This is a genomic window from Streptomyces bottropensis ATCC 25435 (genome assembly GCF_000383595.1).
GTDB lineage: Bacteria > Actinomycetota > Actinomycetes > Streptomycetales > Streptomycetaceae > Streptomyces > Streptomyces bottropensis.
In genome coordinates this window covers 4,515,808-4,528,987 of record NZ_KB911581.1, presented here as the reverse complement: position 1 = coordinate 4,528,987, position 13,180 = coordinate 4,515,808, and the positions used below count along the sequence as shown (strand labels likewise).

14 protein-coding genes and 1 riboswitch are annotated in these 13,180 nt (G+C 72.2%); of the genes, 5 read left to right on the top strand and 9 right to left on the bottom strand.

The genetic code is table 11. The features are described from left to right. Window positions 1-162 precede the first annotated feature (162 nt). Entirely contained in the window at window positions 163-1,416 is a 1,254-nt protein-coding gene (gene urtA, locus STRBO_RS0119955) for an urea ABC transporter substrate-binding protein (RefSeq protein ID WP_005474508.1), read from the bottom strand. 237 nt (window positions 1,417-1,653) lie between these two features. On the opposite strand from urtA, the gene STRBO_RS0119950 reads away from it, so the two are divergent. Further along, window positions 1,654-2,148, top strand: a complete 495-nt coding sequence (locus tag STRBO_RS0119950) for a MarR family winged helix-turn-helix transcriptional regulator (protein WP_020114664.1) — start codon at window positions 1,654-1,656, stop codon at window positions 2,146-2,148. On the opposite strand, the gene STRBO_RS0119945 is transcribed toward STRBO_RS0119950, so the two are convergent. Beyond that, the gene (locus STRBO_RS0119945) at window positions 2,105-3,223 is read right to left on the bottom strand and encodes a substrate-binding domain-containing protein (RefSeq protein WP_005474510.1); all 1,119 of its coding nucleotides are present in this window, start codon (window positions 3,221-3,223) and stop codon (window positions 2,105-2,107) included. The two genes, STRBO_RS0119950 and STRBO_RS0119945, sit on opposite strands and share 44 nt — an antisense overlap. A 168-nt stretch (window positions 3,224-3,391) precedes the next feature. Next, complete coding sequence (locus STRBO_RS0119940) at window positions 3,392-4,123, bottom strand: DUF1775 domain-containing protein (protein ID WP_005474511.1); 732 nt, start codon at window positions 4,121-4,123, stop codon at window positions 3,392-3,394. 219 nt (window positions 4,124-4,342) lie between these two features. Next, window positions 4,343-4,526, top strand: a riboswitch (cobalamin riboswitch). 30 nt (window positions 4,527-4,556) lie between these two features. On the opposite strand from STRBO_RS0119940, the gene STRBO_RS0119935 reads away from it, so the two are divergent. From STRBO_RS0119935 to cbiQ, 3 genes are read left to right on the top strand one after another with little or no spacing between them, the layout of a single operon-like run. Next, entirely contained in the window at window positions 4,557-5,270 is a 714-nt protein-coding gene (locus STRBO_RS0119935; RefSeq protein WP_005474518.1) for an energy-coupling factor ABC transporter permease, read from the top strand. Continuing rightward, window positions 5,267-5,875, top strand: coding sequence for an energy-coupling factor ABC transporter substrate-binding protein (locus STRBO_RS45930; protein WP_005474519.1), 609 nt, complete (start codon window positions 5,267-5,269; stop codon window positions 5,873-5,875). The genes STRBO_RS0119935 and STRBO_RS45930 overlap by 4 nt, the downstream gene beginning before the upstream one ends. A 5-nt stretch (window positions 5,876-5,880) precedes the next feature. Further along, the gene (gene cbiQ / locus STRBO_RS0119925) at window positions 5,881-6,630 is read left to right on the top strand and encodes a cobalt ECF transporter T component CbiQ (RefSeq protein WP_020114663.1); all 750 of its coding nucleotides are present in this window, start codon (window positions 5,881-5,883) and stop codon (window positions 6,628-6,630) included. Here the strand turns inward: cbiQ and STRBO_RS0119920 are convergent. Continuing rightward, window positions 6,599-7,852 (bottom strand): RNA-guided endonuclease InsQ/TnpB family protein, encoded by a 1,254-nt coding sequence (locus tag STRBO_RS0119920; protein WP_005474521.1) that lies wholly within the window; start codon window positions 7,850-7,852, stop codon window positions 6,599-6,601. The genes cbiQ and STRBO_RS0119920 overlap by 32 nt on opposite strands. 161 nt (window positions 7,853-8,013) lie before the next feature. On the opposite strand from STRBO_RS0119920, the gene STRBO_RS0119915 reads away from it, so the two are divergent. After that, window positions 8,014-8,856 (top strand): energy-coupling factor ABC transporter ATP-binding protein, encoded by an 843-nt coding sequence (locus STRBO_RS0119915; RefSeq protein WP_020114662.1) that lies wholly within the window; start codon window positions 8,014-8,016, stop codon window positions 8,854-8,856. Here STRBO_RS0119915 and STRBO_RS0119910 read toward each other — a convergent pair. The 5 genes from STRBO_RS0119910 to STRBO_RS0119890 all read right to left on the bottom strand — a co-directional run bounded on the left by STRBO_RS0119910 (window position 8,838) and on the right by STRBO_RS0119890 (window position 13,177). After that, entirely contained in the window at window positions 8,838-9,716 is an 879-nt protein-coding gene (locus STRBO_RS0119910) for an amidohydrolase family protein (protein ID WP_005474526.1), read from the bottom strand. The two genes, STRBO_RS0119915 and STRBO_RS0119910, sit on opposite strands and share 19 nt — an antisense overlap. After that, window positions 9,713-10,024 (bottom strand): L-rhamnose mutarotase, encoded by a 312-nt coding sequence (locus STRBO_RS0119905; protein ID WP_005474528.1) that lies wholly within the window; start codon window positions 10,022-10,024, stop codon window positions 9,713-9,715. Before STRBO_RS0119905 ends, STRBO_RS0119910 begins: the two co-directional genes overlap by 4 nt. Beyond that, window positions 10,021-11,037: an aldo/keto reductase gene (locus STRBO_RS0119900; protein WP_005474530.1), complete on the bottom strand. Its 1,017-nt coding sequence runs from the start codon at window positions 11,035-11,037 to the stop codon at window positions 10,021-10,023. The genes STRBO_RS0119905 and STRBO_RS0119900 overlap by 4 nt, the downstream gene beginning before the upstream one ends. Then, complete coding sequence (locus tag STRBO_RS0119895) at window positions 11,034-11,771, bottom strand: SDR family NAD(P)-dependent oxidoreductase (protein ID WP_005474532.1); 738 nt, start codon at window positions 11,769-11,771, stop codon at window positions 11,034-11,036. Before STRBO_RS0119895 ends, STRBO_RS0119900 begins: the two co-directional genes overlap by 4 nt. Before the next feature lie 68 nt (window positions 11,772-11,839). Then, a complete protein-coding gene (locus STRBO_RS0119890; protein ID WP_005474535.1) occupies window positions 11,840-13,177 on the bottom strand; it encodes an L-fuconate dehydratase in 1,338 nt (445 codons plus the stop codon). Window positions 13,178-13,180 lie beyond the last annotated feature (3 nt).

Sequence of the window (13,180 nt, the reverse complement as noted above, 5' to 3'; positions counted from 1 at the left end):
CGGGTCCGGTGGGCGCTTCTCGCGCGGTTCGCCGCGCCCCTGACGGACCAGGCCCTGCGGGCCTGGAAGCCGACGGGACCGCGGGCCGAAAACCATGGGGCGCGGCCCCTGCTTCTCAGGGGCGCGGGGAACCGCGCGAGAACCCCCACCGGGCCCGCGGACTCACGACAGGCCGGCCGCCCAGGCGTACCCCTTCAGATACGGGTCCGGCTTGATCGGTTTGCCGGAGTTCCAGACCTCCTCGATCAGCCCGTCCGAGCCGATCTTCCCGATCCGCGCCGTCTTGTAGACGTGCTGCGTCGCGCCGTCGACCGTGACCTTGCCCTCGGGAGCGTCGAGTTCGATGCCGCCGGAGGCCTTCTTGACCTTGGCCACGTCGAAGGACCCGGCCTTCTCGACCATCTCCTTCCAGAGGTACACGGAGATGTACGCGGCCTCCATCGGGTCGCTGGTCGGCTTGTCCTTGCCGTACGCCGCCTGGTAGGCCGCCACGAACGTGGTGTTGGCGGCGCCCGGCGTGGTCTCGTAGTAGTTCCAGGCGGTCAACTGGCCGTCCAGGTACTGGGTGCCGATGCTCTTGACCTCCTCCTCGGCGATCGACACCGAGAGCACCGGCAGACTCTTCGCGGTCAGTCCGGCGGACTTGTACTCCTTGAAGAAGGCCACGTTGCTGTCGCCGTTGAGAGTGTTGAAGACGGCGTCCGCGCCCGCGTCCTTGACCTTGTTGACGATGGTGCTGAACTCGGTGGAGCCGAGCGGGGCGTAGTCCTCGCCGACCACCGTCATGCCCTGGGCCTCGGCGTACGCCCTGATGATCTTGTTGGCGGTGCGCGGGAAGACGTAGTCGCTGCCCACCAGGTACAGCCGCGTCAGGCCCTGCTTCTTGAGGTAGTCGAGGGCGGGGACGATCTGCTGGTTGGTGGTGGCGCCGATGTAGAAGATGTACGGGGACTGCTCCAGACCCTCGTACTGCACGGGGTAGAACAGCAGCGACCTGTAGCGCTCGAAGACCGGCTTGACGGCCTTGCGGCTGGCGGAGGTCCAGCAGCCGAAGGTGGCGACCACCTTGTCGTCGGTGATCAGGGCCTCCGCCTTCTCCGCGAAGGTCGGCCAGTCGGAGGCGCCGTCCTGGCTGACGGCCTTCAGTTTCTTGCCCAGTACGCCACCGGCGGCGTTGATCTCCTTCACCGCGAGCAGCAGCGCGTTGTGGACGGTGACCTCGCTGATGGCCATGGTGCCCGAGAGCGAGTTCAGCAGACCCACCTTGACGGTGTCTCCGGAGGTGTCCGCCTGCGCTCCCGCGGCCGACGACGTACCGCTGCCCGTCTTGGCCCCGCACGCGCTGAGGGCGGCGGTCGTACCGAGGGCCGACGCACCCGCGAGCAGACCACGTCTGCTGATGCCGATCCGGGACATGCAATACCTCCTAGGTCGCTGAAGTGCGACCACAGCCTGCGAGAGGACTGTTTCCCCGGCGTTTCACGGCAATTGAAGAACAGTTTCCTGAGGAAGTATTTTCCGAGGGCCACGAAATGATTGTTACTTCGCACGGAAAGGATGCACTCCTGGTTTGTCTGTGAGGAGCGGGGTGATCGAAGGTAAGCTCCCGGCACCACCGTCGCGGGGTCGGTGGAGAGCGAGTCGAGGAGTGCGATGGCGAGGCGGCCCGAGGAACTGCTCCATCTGCTGACCCGGGCGGAACGCCTGTCCGTACGCCGAGTCCAGTCCGTCCTCGACGAGTTCGGCTGTTCCGTCGAGGCGTGGCGGGTGCTCGACCTGCTCTCCGACGGGCACGGTCACAACATGACGGCCCTCGCCGAGCACGCCTTCCTGCCGGCTCCGAGCCTGACCAAGCTGATCGACCAACTCGTCGACCAGAACCTGCTGTTCCGCCGCGTCGACCCCGTCGACCGGCGCCGTATCCTGGCCCACCTCACCCCGCGCGGCAGGGAGCGCTGGCAGCTGCTCGCCCGCGAAGTGCGGGCCGACTGGGCGGAGTCGGAGCCACCGCTCACCGAAGAGGACGGCCACCGGCTCGAAATCCTGCTGGACCGGCTGGCCCGGAATCTGGCGGGCGGCGGGAGCGCCGACGGCCGGGGCCGGGTCAGCTCAGGTCGTGCGGAGCGCGCAGCTGGGCGAGGACGTTGAAGTCGTAGCCGTCCGCCCGCGCGAGGTAGATGCGCTGGCGGACATGCCGCCCGTCCAGGCCGAGCAGCCCGCGCGGGCCCTCGTACGAGACGGTGTCGGCGACCGCCCCGATCGCCGACACGTCCGGGGCGCCCGCCCGTTCCACGAGCGCGGCGAGCAGCAGGACACCCTCGTAGCAGGACTCGCCGAGGCTGCCCGGGGTCGGCGCCTCCAGACCGTAGCGGCCGGTGTACTGGCCGTGGAAGTCCAGGGTGTTCTGATCGGCGAGCGAGGCGAAGTAGCCGGCGGCGCTGTACAGGTCGAGGGTGGCGTCGGGGCCGCTGCCCAGCAGCATGTTCTCGTCCATCAGCGTGCTCAGCCGCAAGCACCGCCGGTCCAGCCCGGCGGCGGCGAAGGCCCGGTTGAAGCGGACCGCGTCGCTGCCGACCAGGAGCATCAGGACGCCGTCGGCGTCGGCCAGCTCGATGCGGCGCAGGACGGGCCCGAAGTCCTCGGTGCCCAGTGGCAGGTACGCCTCACCGCTGACCCGGCCCCGGCACGCGCGGGCATACCCCCGGGCCGCCCGCGCGGTGCTGCGGGGCCACACGTAGTCGTTGCCGACGACGAACCAGCGGCGCACCCCGCGGGACTCCGCGAGCAGCCGCATCGCGGGCAGCAGCTGCCAGGACGGCGTCTCGCTCGTCATGAAGACGCCCTCGGTGCGCTCCCCGCCCTCGTACAGGGCCGTGTAGACGTAGGGCACCCGGTGCGCGATCCGTGGGGCCACGGCCTGCCGCACGGAGGAGATGTGCCAGCCGGTGACGCCCTGCACCGCGCCCGAGGCGACCAGGGCCTCGACGTCCTCGGCGACCCGCCACGGCTCGGCCCCGCCGTCGACCTCGACCAGCCGCAGCTCCCTGCCCAGCACTCCCCCGGCCCTGTTGACCTCCTCGGCGGCCAGCCGCGCACACGCCCCGCAGGTGGGGCCGAAGATCCCGGCGGGGCCGCGCATGGGGTAGACGAGCGCGACGTCGAAGGCCGAGCCGTCGGCCGTGTACCACCCGGGGGTGTGGAGGCGCAGCGGTCGCCGATTCATGGGCTCATGATGGCGTGATCGTCAGCGACGCCCCAGGACGTGCCACGGATCGAGACCGATTCGTAGGCCGGGCCGAGGGCCGGTGAGCCGGCCGCCGGGGCGGGTGCGTCACCGAGCCGTCGCGTCCCCTTGCTCCGACAGCGGCGGCTGTCGTCCCGAGCGCGGACGTCAGGCGGTCCCGCCCTTGCGGGACCTGAGCCACCACACGCCGCCGCCGAGGGCGAGGACGACGGCCGCGCCGAGGGCGAGGGGCACGACCGGGAAGCCGTCGTCGTCGGTGCTGTCCGCCGCCGCCTGTGCCGACGGGGCGGAGGTCTTCGCGCTGGGTTCGGGCGAGGGGGCGGCCGTGGTGGGCTCCTCCGACGGGGTGGGGCTGACGACCTCGGCGCCCGGGGCGGCGGCCTTCAGGTCCAGACGGGGGGCCGGGTGACCGTGGCCGTGGCCGTCTCCTTCGGCCTCCTCCTCCAGCTCGATCCAGCGGTCGACGTTGCCGTCGCTGTAGGACTGCAGGGTCTTGAAGGCCAGTGACTTCGCGTCGGGCAACTGCCGTACGGTGACGACGTACTCGACGTCCTCCCCCACGGGTAGCTTGGCGCCGGAGACGGTGTAGCCCCGGGCGGTCGGGGTGAACTTCCAGCCGTCCGGGCCCTTCTTGTAGGTGAGGTCGGCGGGGGCGATGCCCTTCGGGAGGATCACCTCCAGCTCGGTGATGCCGGCGGAGGCGGACTCCGACTCGGCGGAGAAGGTCAGGTCGACGTTCTGGTCGAGGGCCCGGGCGCCCTCCGCCTCGACCTCCGCGTGGGCCGCGGCCGGCCCCGCGGTGGCGACGGCGACCGCGAACGCGGCCGCGGTGAGGACGCCGAGACGGCGCGAACTGCGTACGAAGGCGGGGCGGTGCACTGCGGACTCCCTGGGCCGGCGGCATGAAGGGTGCATTCAAGCGCAGGCCGGGACCCGTGGCCAAGGGCGGTCACCTGTACGAACGGTTCCCGCCGTCCACGGTCGTCGTGGGGTCACTCGTGTGCGTCATGGGGAGGGTGGGGCGCGCGCCGGGGTGTGAGCTGTTCCACGGCGCCCGCGCGCCCCTCGTCGCCGCTTGTCAGCGCCCTTATGTGGGCACTACTGTCACCACGCCTTGGTGAACGGGAAATCCGGTGTGATGCCGGTGCGGCCCTCGCCACTGTGATCGGGAAGTCCGGCTCCAGTCCTCACGGACAGCCACTGGGTTGATATGACCCGGGAAGGCGGAGCACGGGCGGTGGGACCCGTGAGCCAGGAGACCGACCAAGGCGCGTCAACCATCCACGAGGTGCTGGAGAGGGTCTGCTGAGCCATGCACATAGCCGAGGGTTTCCTTCCTCCGGCGCACGCGATCGCCTGGGGCGTCGCGTCCGCGCCATTCGTCGTCCACGGAGTCCGGGCACTCACCCGTGAGGTGAAGGAGCACCCCGAGAGCACGCTGCTGCTCGGTGCCTCGGGAGCCTTCACCTTCGTCCTGTCGGCGCTGAAGCTGCCGTCGGTCACCGGCAGTTGCTCCCACCCCACCGGTACCGGACTGGGCGCCATCCTGTTCCGGCCCCCGATCATGGCGGTCCTGGGCACCATCACCCTGCTCTTCCAGGCGCTGCTGCTCGCGCACGGCGGCCTGACCACGCTCGGCGCCAACGTCTTCTCGATGGCGATCGCCGGCCCCTGGGCGGGCTACTGCATCTACCGGCTGCTGCGGCGGTTCGACGTGCCGCTGATGGTCACCGTGTTCTTCGGCGCCTTCGTCGCCGACCTGGTCACCTACTGCGTCACCAGCGTGCAGCTGGCGCTCGCGTTCCCCGACCCCAGCAGCGGCTTCCTGGGCGCGCTCGGCAAGTTCGGCTCCATCTTCGCCGTCACCCAGATCCCGCTCGCGGTCAGCGAGGGTCTCCTCACCGTGCTGGTGATGCGTCTGCTGGTGCAGTCCAGCAAGGGTGAACTGACCCGGCTCGGCGTGCTCCTGACCGGCCGGCGTGACACCACCGCGACCGAGGCCGGGACAGAGGCGGTGGCCCGGTGAACCGCAACGCGAAGATCAACACCGTGCTGCTGCTCCTCGTGGCCGCGCTCGCCGTCCTGCCACTGGCCCTCGGCCTCGGCGACCACAAGAAAGAGCCCTTCACGGGCTCGGACGCCGAGGCGGAGACCGCGATCACGGAGATGAAGCCGAGCTACGAGCCCTGGTTCTCCCCTCTCTACGAACCACCGTCCGGTGAGATCGAATCGGCCCTCTTCGCCCTTCAGGCCGCGCTCGGCGCCGGCGTCCTCGCCTACTACTTCGGCATCCACCGGGGCCGGCGCCAGGGCGAGGCGCGGGCCCGGGCGCGGCTGGACGGCGCCGACGGCACCGGAACGGTCCCGACGACACCGGTGAGCGCGACGGCCACGGCGGCCTCCACGGCTTCCGCGGCCACGCCGGCGGCGGCGGGCGCGGCGGCGTCGCCGACCGCATTCGGTTCCACGGGCGCGTCGGCCTCCACAGCCGCATCGTCCTCGACGGCCACGTCGGCTGCCCCGACCGCCTCGGCCCCGACCGCATCGGCTTCCCGGGCCACGAAGTCCGCGTCCGGCGGGGAACGCCCGTCCGGCGGTCCCGCCGAGGGCTCTCCCGGCGGGCGGGTCTGACCGTCGTGCTGCCGATCGACGCGGCGGCGCACAGCAGTCGCTGGCGCCGCCGCCATCCCGTGGACAAGGCCGTGCTCGGGCTCGGCCTCACCCTGCTCGCGATCTCCCTGCCCCCCTGGCCCGGCGCCGCCCTGGTCCTGCTGACCGCGCTCGTCGTGCTGCTGGGCCCCGCGGGCGTGCCCGGCCGCCGGCTGTGGCGCGCCTACCGGGTGCCGCTGGGCTTCTGCGTGACCGGCGCGCTGCCCCTGCTCGTCCAGGTGGGCGGACCCGGCGGGTTCGTCACCCTGGCCGACGGCGGCCCGGTCCGCGCCGGTGAACTGCTGCTGCGCACCTCGGCCGCCTCCCTCGGTGTGCTGCTGTTCGCCTTCACCACACCCATGTCGGACCTGTTGCCGCGTCTGGTGAAGGCCGGGGTGCCCGCGCCGGTGGTGGACGTCGCCCTGGTCACGTACCGCATGAGCTTCCTCCTGCTGGACTCCGTGCGCCGGATCCGGGAGGCGCAGGCCGCCCGGCTGGGGCACACCACGCGGGCCGCGACCTGGCGTTCGCTCGCCGGTCTCGGCGCCACCGCGTTCGTCCGGGCCTTCGACCGGGCGGCGCGGCTACAGACCGGGCTCGCCGGGCGGGGGTACGACGGCACCCTTCGCGTGCTGGTGCCCGAGGCCCGGGTCTCCGTGCGCTTCACCGCGGCCAGCGTCGCGCTCCTCGCGGCCATGGTCGCCCTCACCTTCGTTCTGGAAAGGCCGCTGACTTGACTTCCTCCCCCGCCTGAAGGCGGGGGATTCCAGCGGTCGCCCGCTGGGCTTCCTGCTTCACCGACGACCGCCCCGTCCGGGAGGACTCCCGTTGAGGTCTTACACCGTCTCCACAGGCAGACGCCGCCAGCCCGGCGGCCAGGATGTTGCGTGCCGCATTCACGTCGCGGTCGTGCACCGCGCCGCAGTCACACGTCCACTCGCGGACGTTCAGCGGCATCTTCGTCGCGACCGTGCCGCAGGTTCCGCACAGCTTGGAGCTGGGGAACCAGCGGTCGATCACGACGAGTTCGCGCCCGTACCAGGCGCACTTGTACTCCAGCATCATGCGCAGGTCCGTCCAGGCCGCATCCGAGATGGCGCGCGCGAGCCTGCCGTTCTTCAGCAGGTTGCGGACGGTGAGGTCCTCGATCACGACCGTTTGGTTCTCACGGACGAGTCGAGTCGACAGCTTGTGCAGGAAGTCCCGGCGCCGGTCGGCGATCCGCGCGTGCACCCGGGCGACCTTCACGCGGGCCTTGGCCCGGTTGTTGGAGCCCTTCGCCTTCCGCGACAGCTCCCGCTGGGCGCGGGCGAGGCGTGCGCGGTCACGGCGCTCGTGCCGGGGATTGGCGATCTTCTCTCCGGTGGACAGAGTCACCAGAGAGGTGATCCCGGCGTCCAGGCCGACGGCAGCGGTCGTGGCGGGCGCGCGAGTGATGGTGTCCTCGACGAGCAGGGACACGAACCAGCGGCCCGCAGCATCACGGGACACGGTCGCCGTGGTCGGCTCTGCGCCCTGCGGGAGGGGACGGGACCAGCGGATGTCCAGCGGCTCGGCCATCTTGGCCAGAGTCAGCTGCCCGTCGCGCCACGTGAAGGCGCTGCGGGTGTACTCGGCCGACGACCGGGACTTCTTCCGGCTCTTGTACCGGGGGTACTTGGCACGCTTGGCGAAGAAGTGCCCGAACGCCGTCTGGAGATGGCGCAGCGCCTGCTGGAGCGGGACGGAGGACACCTCCGTCAGGAAGGCGAGTTCCTCGGTCTTCTTCCACTGCGTCAGCGCGGCCGACGACTGCACGTAGGAGATCCGGCGCTGCTCGCCGTACCAGGCCCGGGTGCGGTCCTCCAGCGCCTTGTTGTAGACGAGACGAACACAGCCGAACGTGCGCGACAGCTCGGCTACCTGCTCGTCCGTGGGGTGGAAGCGGTACTTGAAAGCCCGCTTGACCTGCCGCGTCACACCTCACACCGTATCAGGTTCCGTGTGAGCGGCGGGTGTCGGCCGGTGACCGGTGCACGCCGGTCCGCCCTGGCGGCGAACCGGCTCTCCCTGCCCCGCTCCGCAGGGGCTTCGTTTCCTCCCCGTCCTGAAGGCCGGGGCATCCACGAAGGAGACCACCGATGAGCAGGCCCGTGCTCGTCGCCCTGCGGGGCGCGTCGTTCGCGTACGAGGACGGTCCGACCGTGCTCAGCGAACTCGACTTCGACGTGCGCGAGGGGCGCGCGCTCGCCCTGCTGGGCCGCAACGGCAGCGGCAAGACGACGCTGATGCGGCTGCTCAGCGGCGGACTGCGGCCCCGTACGGGCGAACTGGCGGTCGGGGGACGGCCGGTGACGTACGACCGGAAGGGTCTGACCCGGCTGCGGACCACGGTCCAGCTGGTCGTCCAGGACCCGGACGACCAGCTGTTCGCGGCCTCCGTCGCCCAGGACGTGTCGTTCGGCCCGCTCAATCTCGGGCTGCCCGACGCGCAGGTGCGGGTTCGGGTCGACGAGGCGCTCGGCGCGCTCGGCATCGCCGCGCTCGCCGACCGGCCCACCCATCTGCTCTCCTACGGCCAGCGCAAGCGGACCGCCATCGCCGGCGCGGTCGCGATGCGGCCCCGGGTCCTGATCCTCGACGAGCCGACGGCCGGGCTCGACCCGGACGGACAGGAACGGCTCCTCGCCACCCTGGACGACCTGCGCCGGTCCGGCACCACCGTCGTGATGGCCACCCACGACGTCGACCTCGCCCTGCGCTGGGCCGACGACGCGGCCCTGCTCACCCCGTCCGGCGCGCGCACGGGCCCGGTGGCCACGATGCTCGCCCGCACCGACCTCCTCCAGCAGGCCGGACTACGCCTCCCCTGGGGTGTCGCGGTCGCTCAACTGCTGCGCGAGCAGGGCCTGTTGGCCGATGAGGCGGCCCGGCCGCGCACCCCCGAGGAGCTGGCGGCCCTGGCTCAGGTCCGCAGGCCGTAGACGCGGACGGCGGTGCCCGCGAAGACCTCCCGGTGTTCTGCCGGGCCGAGGCCGGACAGCAACGCCTCGGCCGTGTCGAGGACTTCGCGGTAGTCGCAGGCGAGCCCGCAGACGGGCCAGTCGGAGCCGAACATCAGCCGGCGGGGGCCGAAGGCGTCGAGCACGGTGTCGGCGTACGGGCGGAGTCCGGCCACGGACCAGGTCGTCCAGTCCGCCTCCGTGACCAGCCCGGAGAGCTTGCAGACGGTGTTGGGGAGGGCGGCCAGCCGCCTGATCTCGCCCGCCCACGGCTCCAGTTCGCCGGTGGCCACGGGCGGCTTCGCCGCGTGATCGAGGACGAAGGTGAGGTGCGGGAGGCGGGCCGCCGCCTCCACCGCGGCCGGCAGCTGATGGGGCTTGACCAGAAGGTCGTAGACGAGTCCCGCGTCGGCGACGGCGGCCAGGCCCCGCAGCACGTCCGGGCGGAGCAGCCAGCGGGGGTCGGGTTCGCCCTGCACCTGATGGCGGATGCCCACCAGGTGCTCGCCGCCGGGACCTTCGCGCAGCCCGTCGAGGACGGCGGCGACCCCGGGAGCGGTGAGGTCGGTCCAGCCGACGACCCCCGCGACCAGGTCGCTGCCGGCGGCCAGCGCCAGGAACTCGGGGGTCTCCTCGGGCACGGTGACCGTCTGCACCAGCACCGTGGCGGTGACCCCGGCGGCGCGGGCCTCCGGTTCCAGGTCGCGGAGGGTGAAGTCGCGGCGCAGCGGGGCGAGTTCGGGGCCGGTGATCCAGTCCTGGTCGCGGACGGAGAGGTCCCAGACATGGTGGTGGGCGTCGACGATCCCGGTCTGCGGGGCGTCCGTACGGGTCGGCGTCACAGCTCCCACACCACGGGCAGTCCCGCGTCGGAGCCCTCCGCCGAGTAGTCGTGGGTGACGGCGAGGAGGTCGGCCATGCGGGCCTGCCAGGCGATGTTGACCGGGAGTTTCTCCAGCTCGGCGATCATGGCCGGGTAGTCCTCGACCTCCAGCAGGTGGAAGAGGTCGGTGCCGCTGCGCCAGATCGTCCAGGCGCTCACCCCGGCGGCGCGGATGGCGGCGGTCAGCTCCTCGGGGACTTCGCGGTGGGCCGCCTCGTACTCCTGGACGCGGTCGGCGCGGACCTTGGTGTGCAGGGCGACCCTCACGAGGGCTCCTTCTCGTCGACAGGCGCCACGGCGGGCACGGGGGCTTCCGGGGCGATGAGGCCCGCCGCGCGCAGCTCGTCCCAGAGGGCGGCCGGTACGGGCAGGCGGGACTGCTCCACGGTGTCGCGGACCTCGTCCGGTGAGCGGGCGCCGGTGAGGACGGCGGCGACGGCCGGGTGGCCGAGGGGAAAGCGGAGGGCGGCGGCGCGCAGCGGCACCCCGTGGCGTTCGGTGACCTCCTTCAGGCGCAGGGCTCGTGCGAGGACGGGTTCCGGGGCGGGCGCGTAGTCGTAGGTGGCGCCCGGCGCGGGGTGGGTGAGCAGGCCGGAGTTGAAGACTCCGCCGATGAGGACGCTCCGGCCGCGGGCGGCGGCCTCGGGGAGCAGTTCGGCGAGGCCCTGCTGTTCCAGGAGGGTGTAGCGGCCGGCGAGGAGGACGACGTCGATGTCGGTCTCGCGCAGGAAGCGGGCCGGGACGGCGGTCTGGTTCATGCCGACGCCGATCGCTCCGACGACCCCTTCGGCGCGCAGCTGTTCGAGGGCCGGGTAGGCCTCGTCGAGGGCCTGGTCGGCGTGGTCGTCGGGGTCGTGGAGGAGGACGATGTCGACCCGGTCCAGGCCCAGGCGGTCCAGGCTGGCTTCGAGCGAGCGGCGGACGCCGTCGGCGCTGAAGTCCCAGACACGGCGCAGGGTCGCGGGGACGGCGAAGCCGTCGGCCAGGTCGTCGGCCTCGCCGTCGCCTTCTGCGGGCACCAGCAGACGTCCGACCTTGGTGGAGACGGTGTAGGTGTCCCGGGGGCGCTCGCGCAGGGCGGCGCCCAGTCGGCGTTCGGAGAGGCCGAGGCCGTAGTGGGGGGCCGTGTCGAAGGTGCGGATCCCGGCGTCCCAGGCTGCGTCGACCGCGGCGGCGGCCTCCTCGTCGGACACCGGGCGGAAGAGATTGCCGATGCCGGCGGCGCCGTACGCCAGCTCGGTGACCCGGACTCCGGTGCGGCCGAGGGTCCTGGTCCTCACGAGCCCACCGGGCGCAGCCGCAGGCCCTGCATGCCGCCGTCGACGGCGAGTGCGGTGCCGGTGACGGAGGCCGCGGCGGGGCTCGCCAGGTACACGATGGCGGCGGCGACCTCGTCGGCGGTGACCAGCCGGCCCAGGGGCTGGCGCGCGTTGAGGGCGGCGCGCTCGGCCTCGGGGTCGTCGGCGGCGTCGAGGAGCCTGCCGACCCAGGGGGTGTCGGCCGTGCCGGGGTTGACGCAGTTGACGCGGACGCCCTCACGGACGTGGTCGGCGGCCATGGCGAGGGTCAGCGACAGCACGGCGCCCTTGCTGGCGCAGTACAGGGCGCGCTGCGGCAGTCCGGCGGTGGCGCCGATGGAGCAGGTGTTGACGATGGCCGGGTGGGACGATTTCCGCAGGTGGGGCAGGGCGGCACGGCTGGTGCGCACGATGCCGAGGACGTTGACGTCCAGGACGCGGTGCCACTGTTCGTCGGGGTTGTCCTCGACGGTGCCGATGGCGCCGATGCCCGCGTTGTTGACGAGGACGTCCAGGCCGCCGAGCCGCTCGACGGCGTCGGCGACGGCGGCCCGTACGGAGGTGTCGTCGGTGACGTCGGCCTTCAGTCCGAGCAGGGGGTCCGAGGCCCCCGCGGGGTCGAGGTCGAGGACGGCCACCGCGGCGCCCCGGGCGGCCAGCAGCCGGGCCGTGGCGAGCCCGATGCCGGACGCGCCTCCGGTGACGATCGCCCTCATTCCCGCGAATTCGCCCCCCGGCCCGGTGGGTCCCTCTGTCGGCCCGGTCGGTGCACCTGTCTGCCCGGTCATGCGACGTCCTCCCGTCCAGCGAGGTCGGCGGCCCAGAACGTGCCGTCGGGGTAACGGTATTCGGCGAGCGAGGCGGGGTGCATGGTGGCGGAGAATCCTGGGGTCCGGGGGGCGACGTAGTGGCCGTCGCGCATCACCACGGGCGCCGTGAAGTGCTCGTGGAGATGGTCGACGTACTCGATGACCCGGTCGTCGGTGGTGCCGGACAGGGCCAGGTAGTCGAACATCGACAGGTGCTGGACCAGTTCGCACAGGCCCACGCCGCCGGCGTGCGGGCAGACCGGGACCCCGAACTTAGCGGCGAGCAGCAGGATCGCCAGGTTCTCGTTGACGCCGCCGACGCGGGCCGCGTCGATCTGCAGGACGTCGAGGGCGTCGGCCTGGAGGAGCTGCTTGAAGACGATGCGGTTCTGGACGTGTTCGCCGGTGGCGACCTTCACGGGGGCGACACCGCGGCGGACGGCGGCGTGGCCGAGGATGTCGTCGGGGCTGGTGGGTTCCTCGATCCAGTACGGGTCGTACGCGGCGAGGGCCCGGGTCCAGTCGACGGCCTCGCCGATGTTCCAGCGCTGGTTGGCGTCGATGGCGATGCGGATGCCGTCGCCGACGGCGGCGCGGGCGGTGCGCATCCGGCGGACGTCGTCGTCGAGGTCGGCGCCGACCTTCAGCTTGATCTGGGTGAAGCCGTCGGCGACGGCCTGCTTGGCCAGCCGGGTCAGCTTCTCGTCGGAGTAGCCGAGCCAGCCCGGTGAGGTGGTGTAGCCGGGGTAGCCGCGCTCCAGCAGCAGGCTCTCGCGGTCGGCGAGCCCCGTACGGCCCCGCCGCAGCAGGTCCAGCGCCTCCTCGGGGGTGAGGGCGTCGGCGATGTAGCGGAAGTCGACCTGGGAGACCAGCCATTCGGGCTCGGCGTGGGCGAGCAGCCGCCACAGGGGTTGTCCGGCGCGCTTGGCGGCCAGGTCCCACACGGCGTTGACGACGGCGCCGATGGCCATGTGCATCACGCCCTTCTCGGGGCCGAGCCAGCGCAGCTGGCTGTCGCCGATCAGGTCGCGGTTGACCGAGCCGGGGTCGGCGCACAGCTCCTCGACGGAGCGGCCCACCAGGTGGGGCCGCAGGGCGCCGATGGCGGCGACCTGGACGTCGTTGCCGCGGCCGATGGTGAAGGTGAAGCCGTGGCCTTCGAGGCCGTCCGCGGCGTCGGTGCGCAGCACGACGTAGGCGGCGGAGTAGTCGGGGTCCGGGTTCATGGCGTCGGAGCCGTCCAGCTCCCGCGAGGTGGGGAACCGGATGTCGTAGGTGTCGACCGCGGTGATCCGGGCGGGGGTTGCAGTCACGGG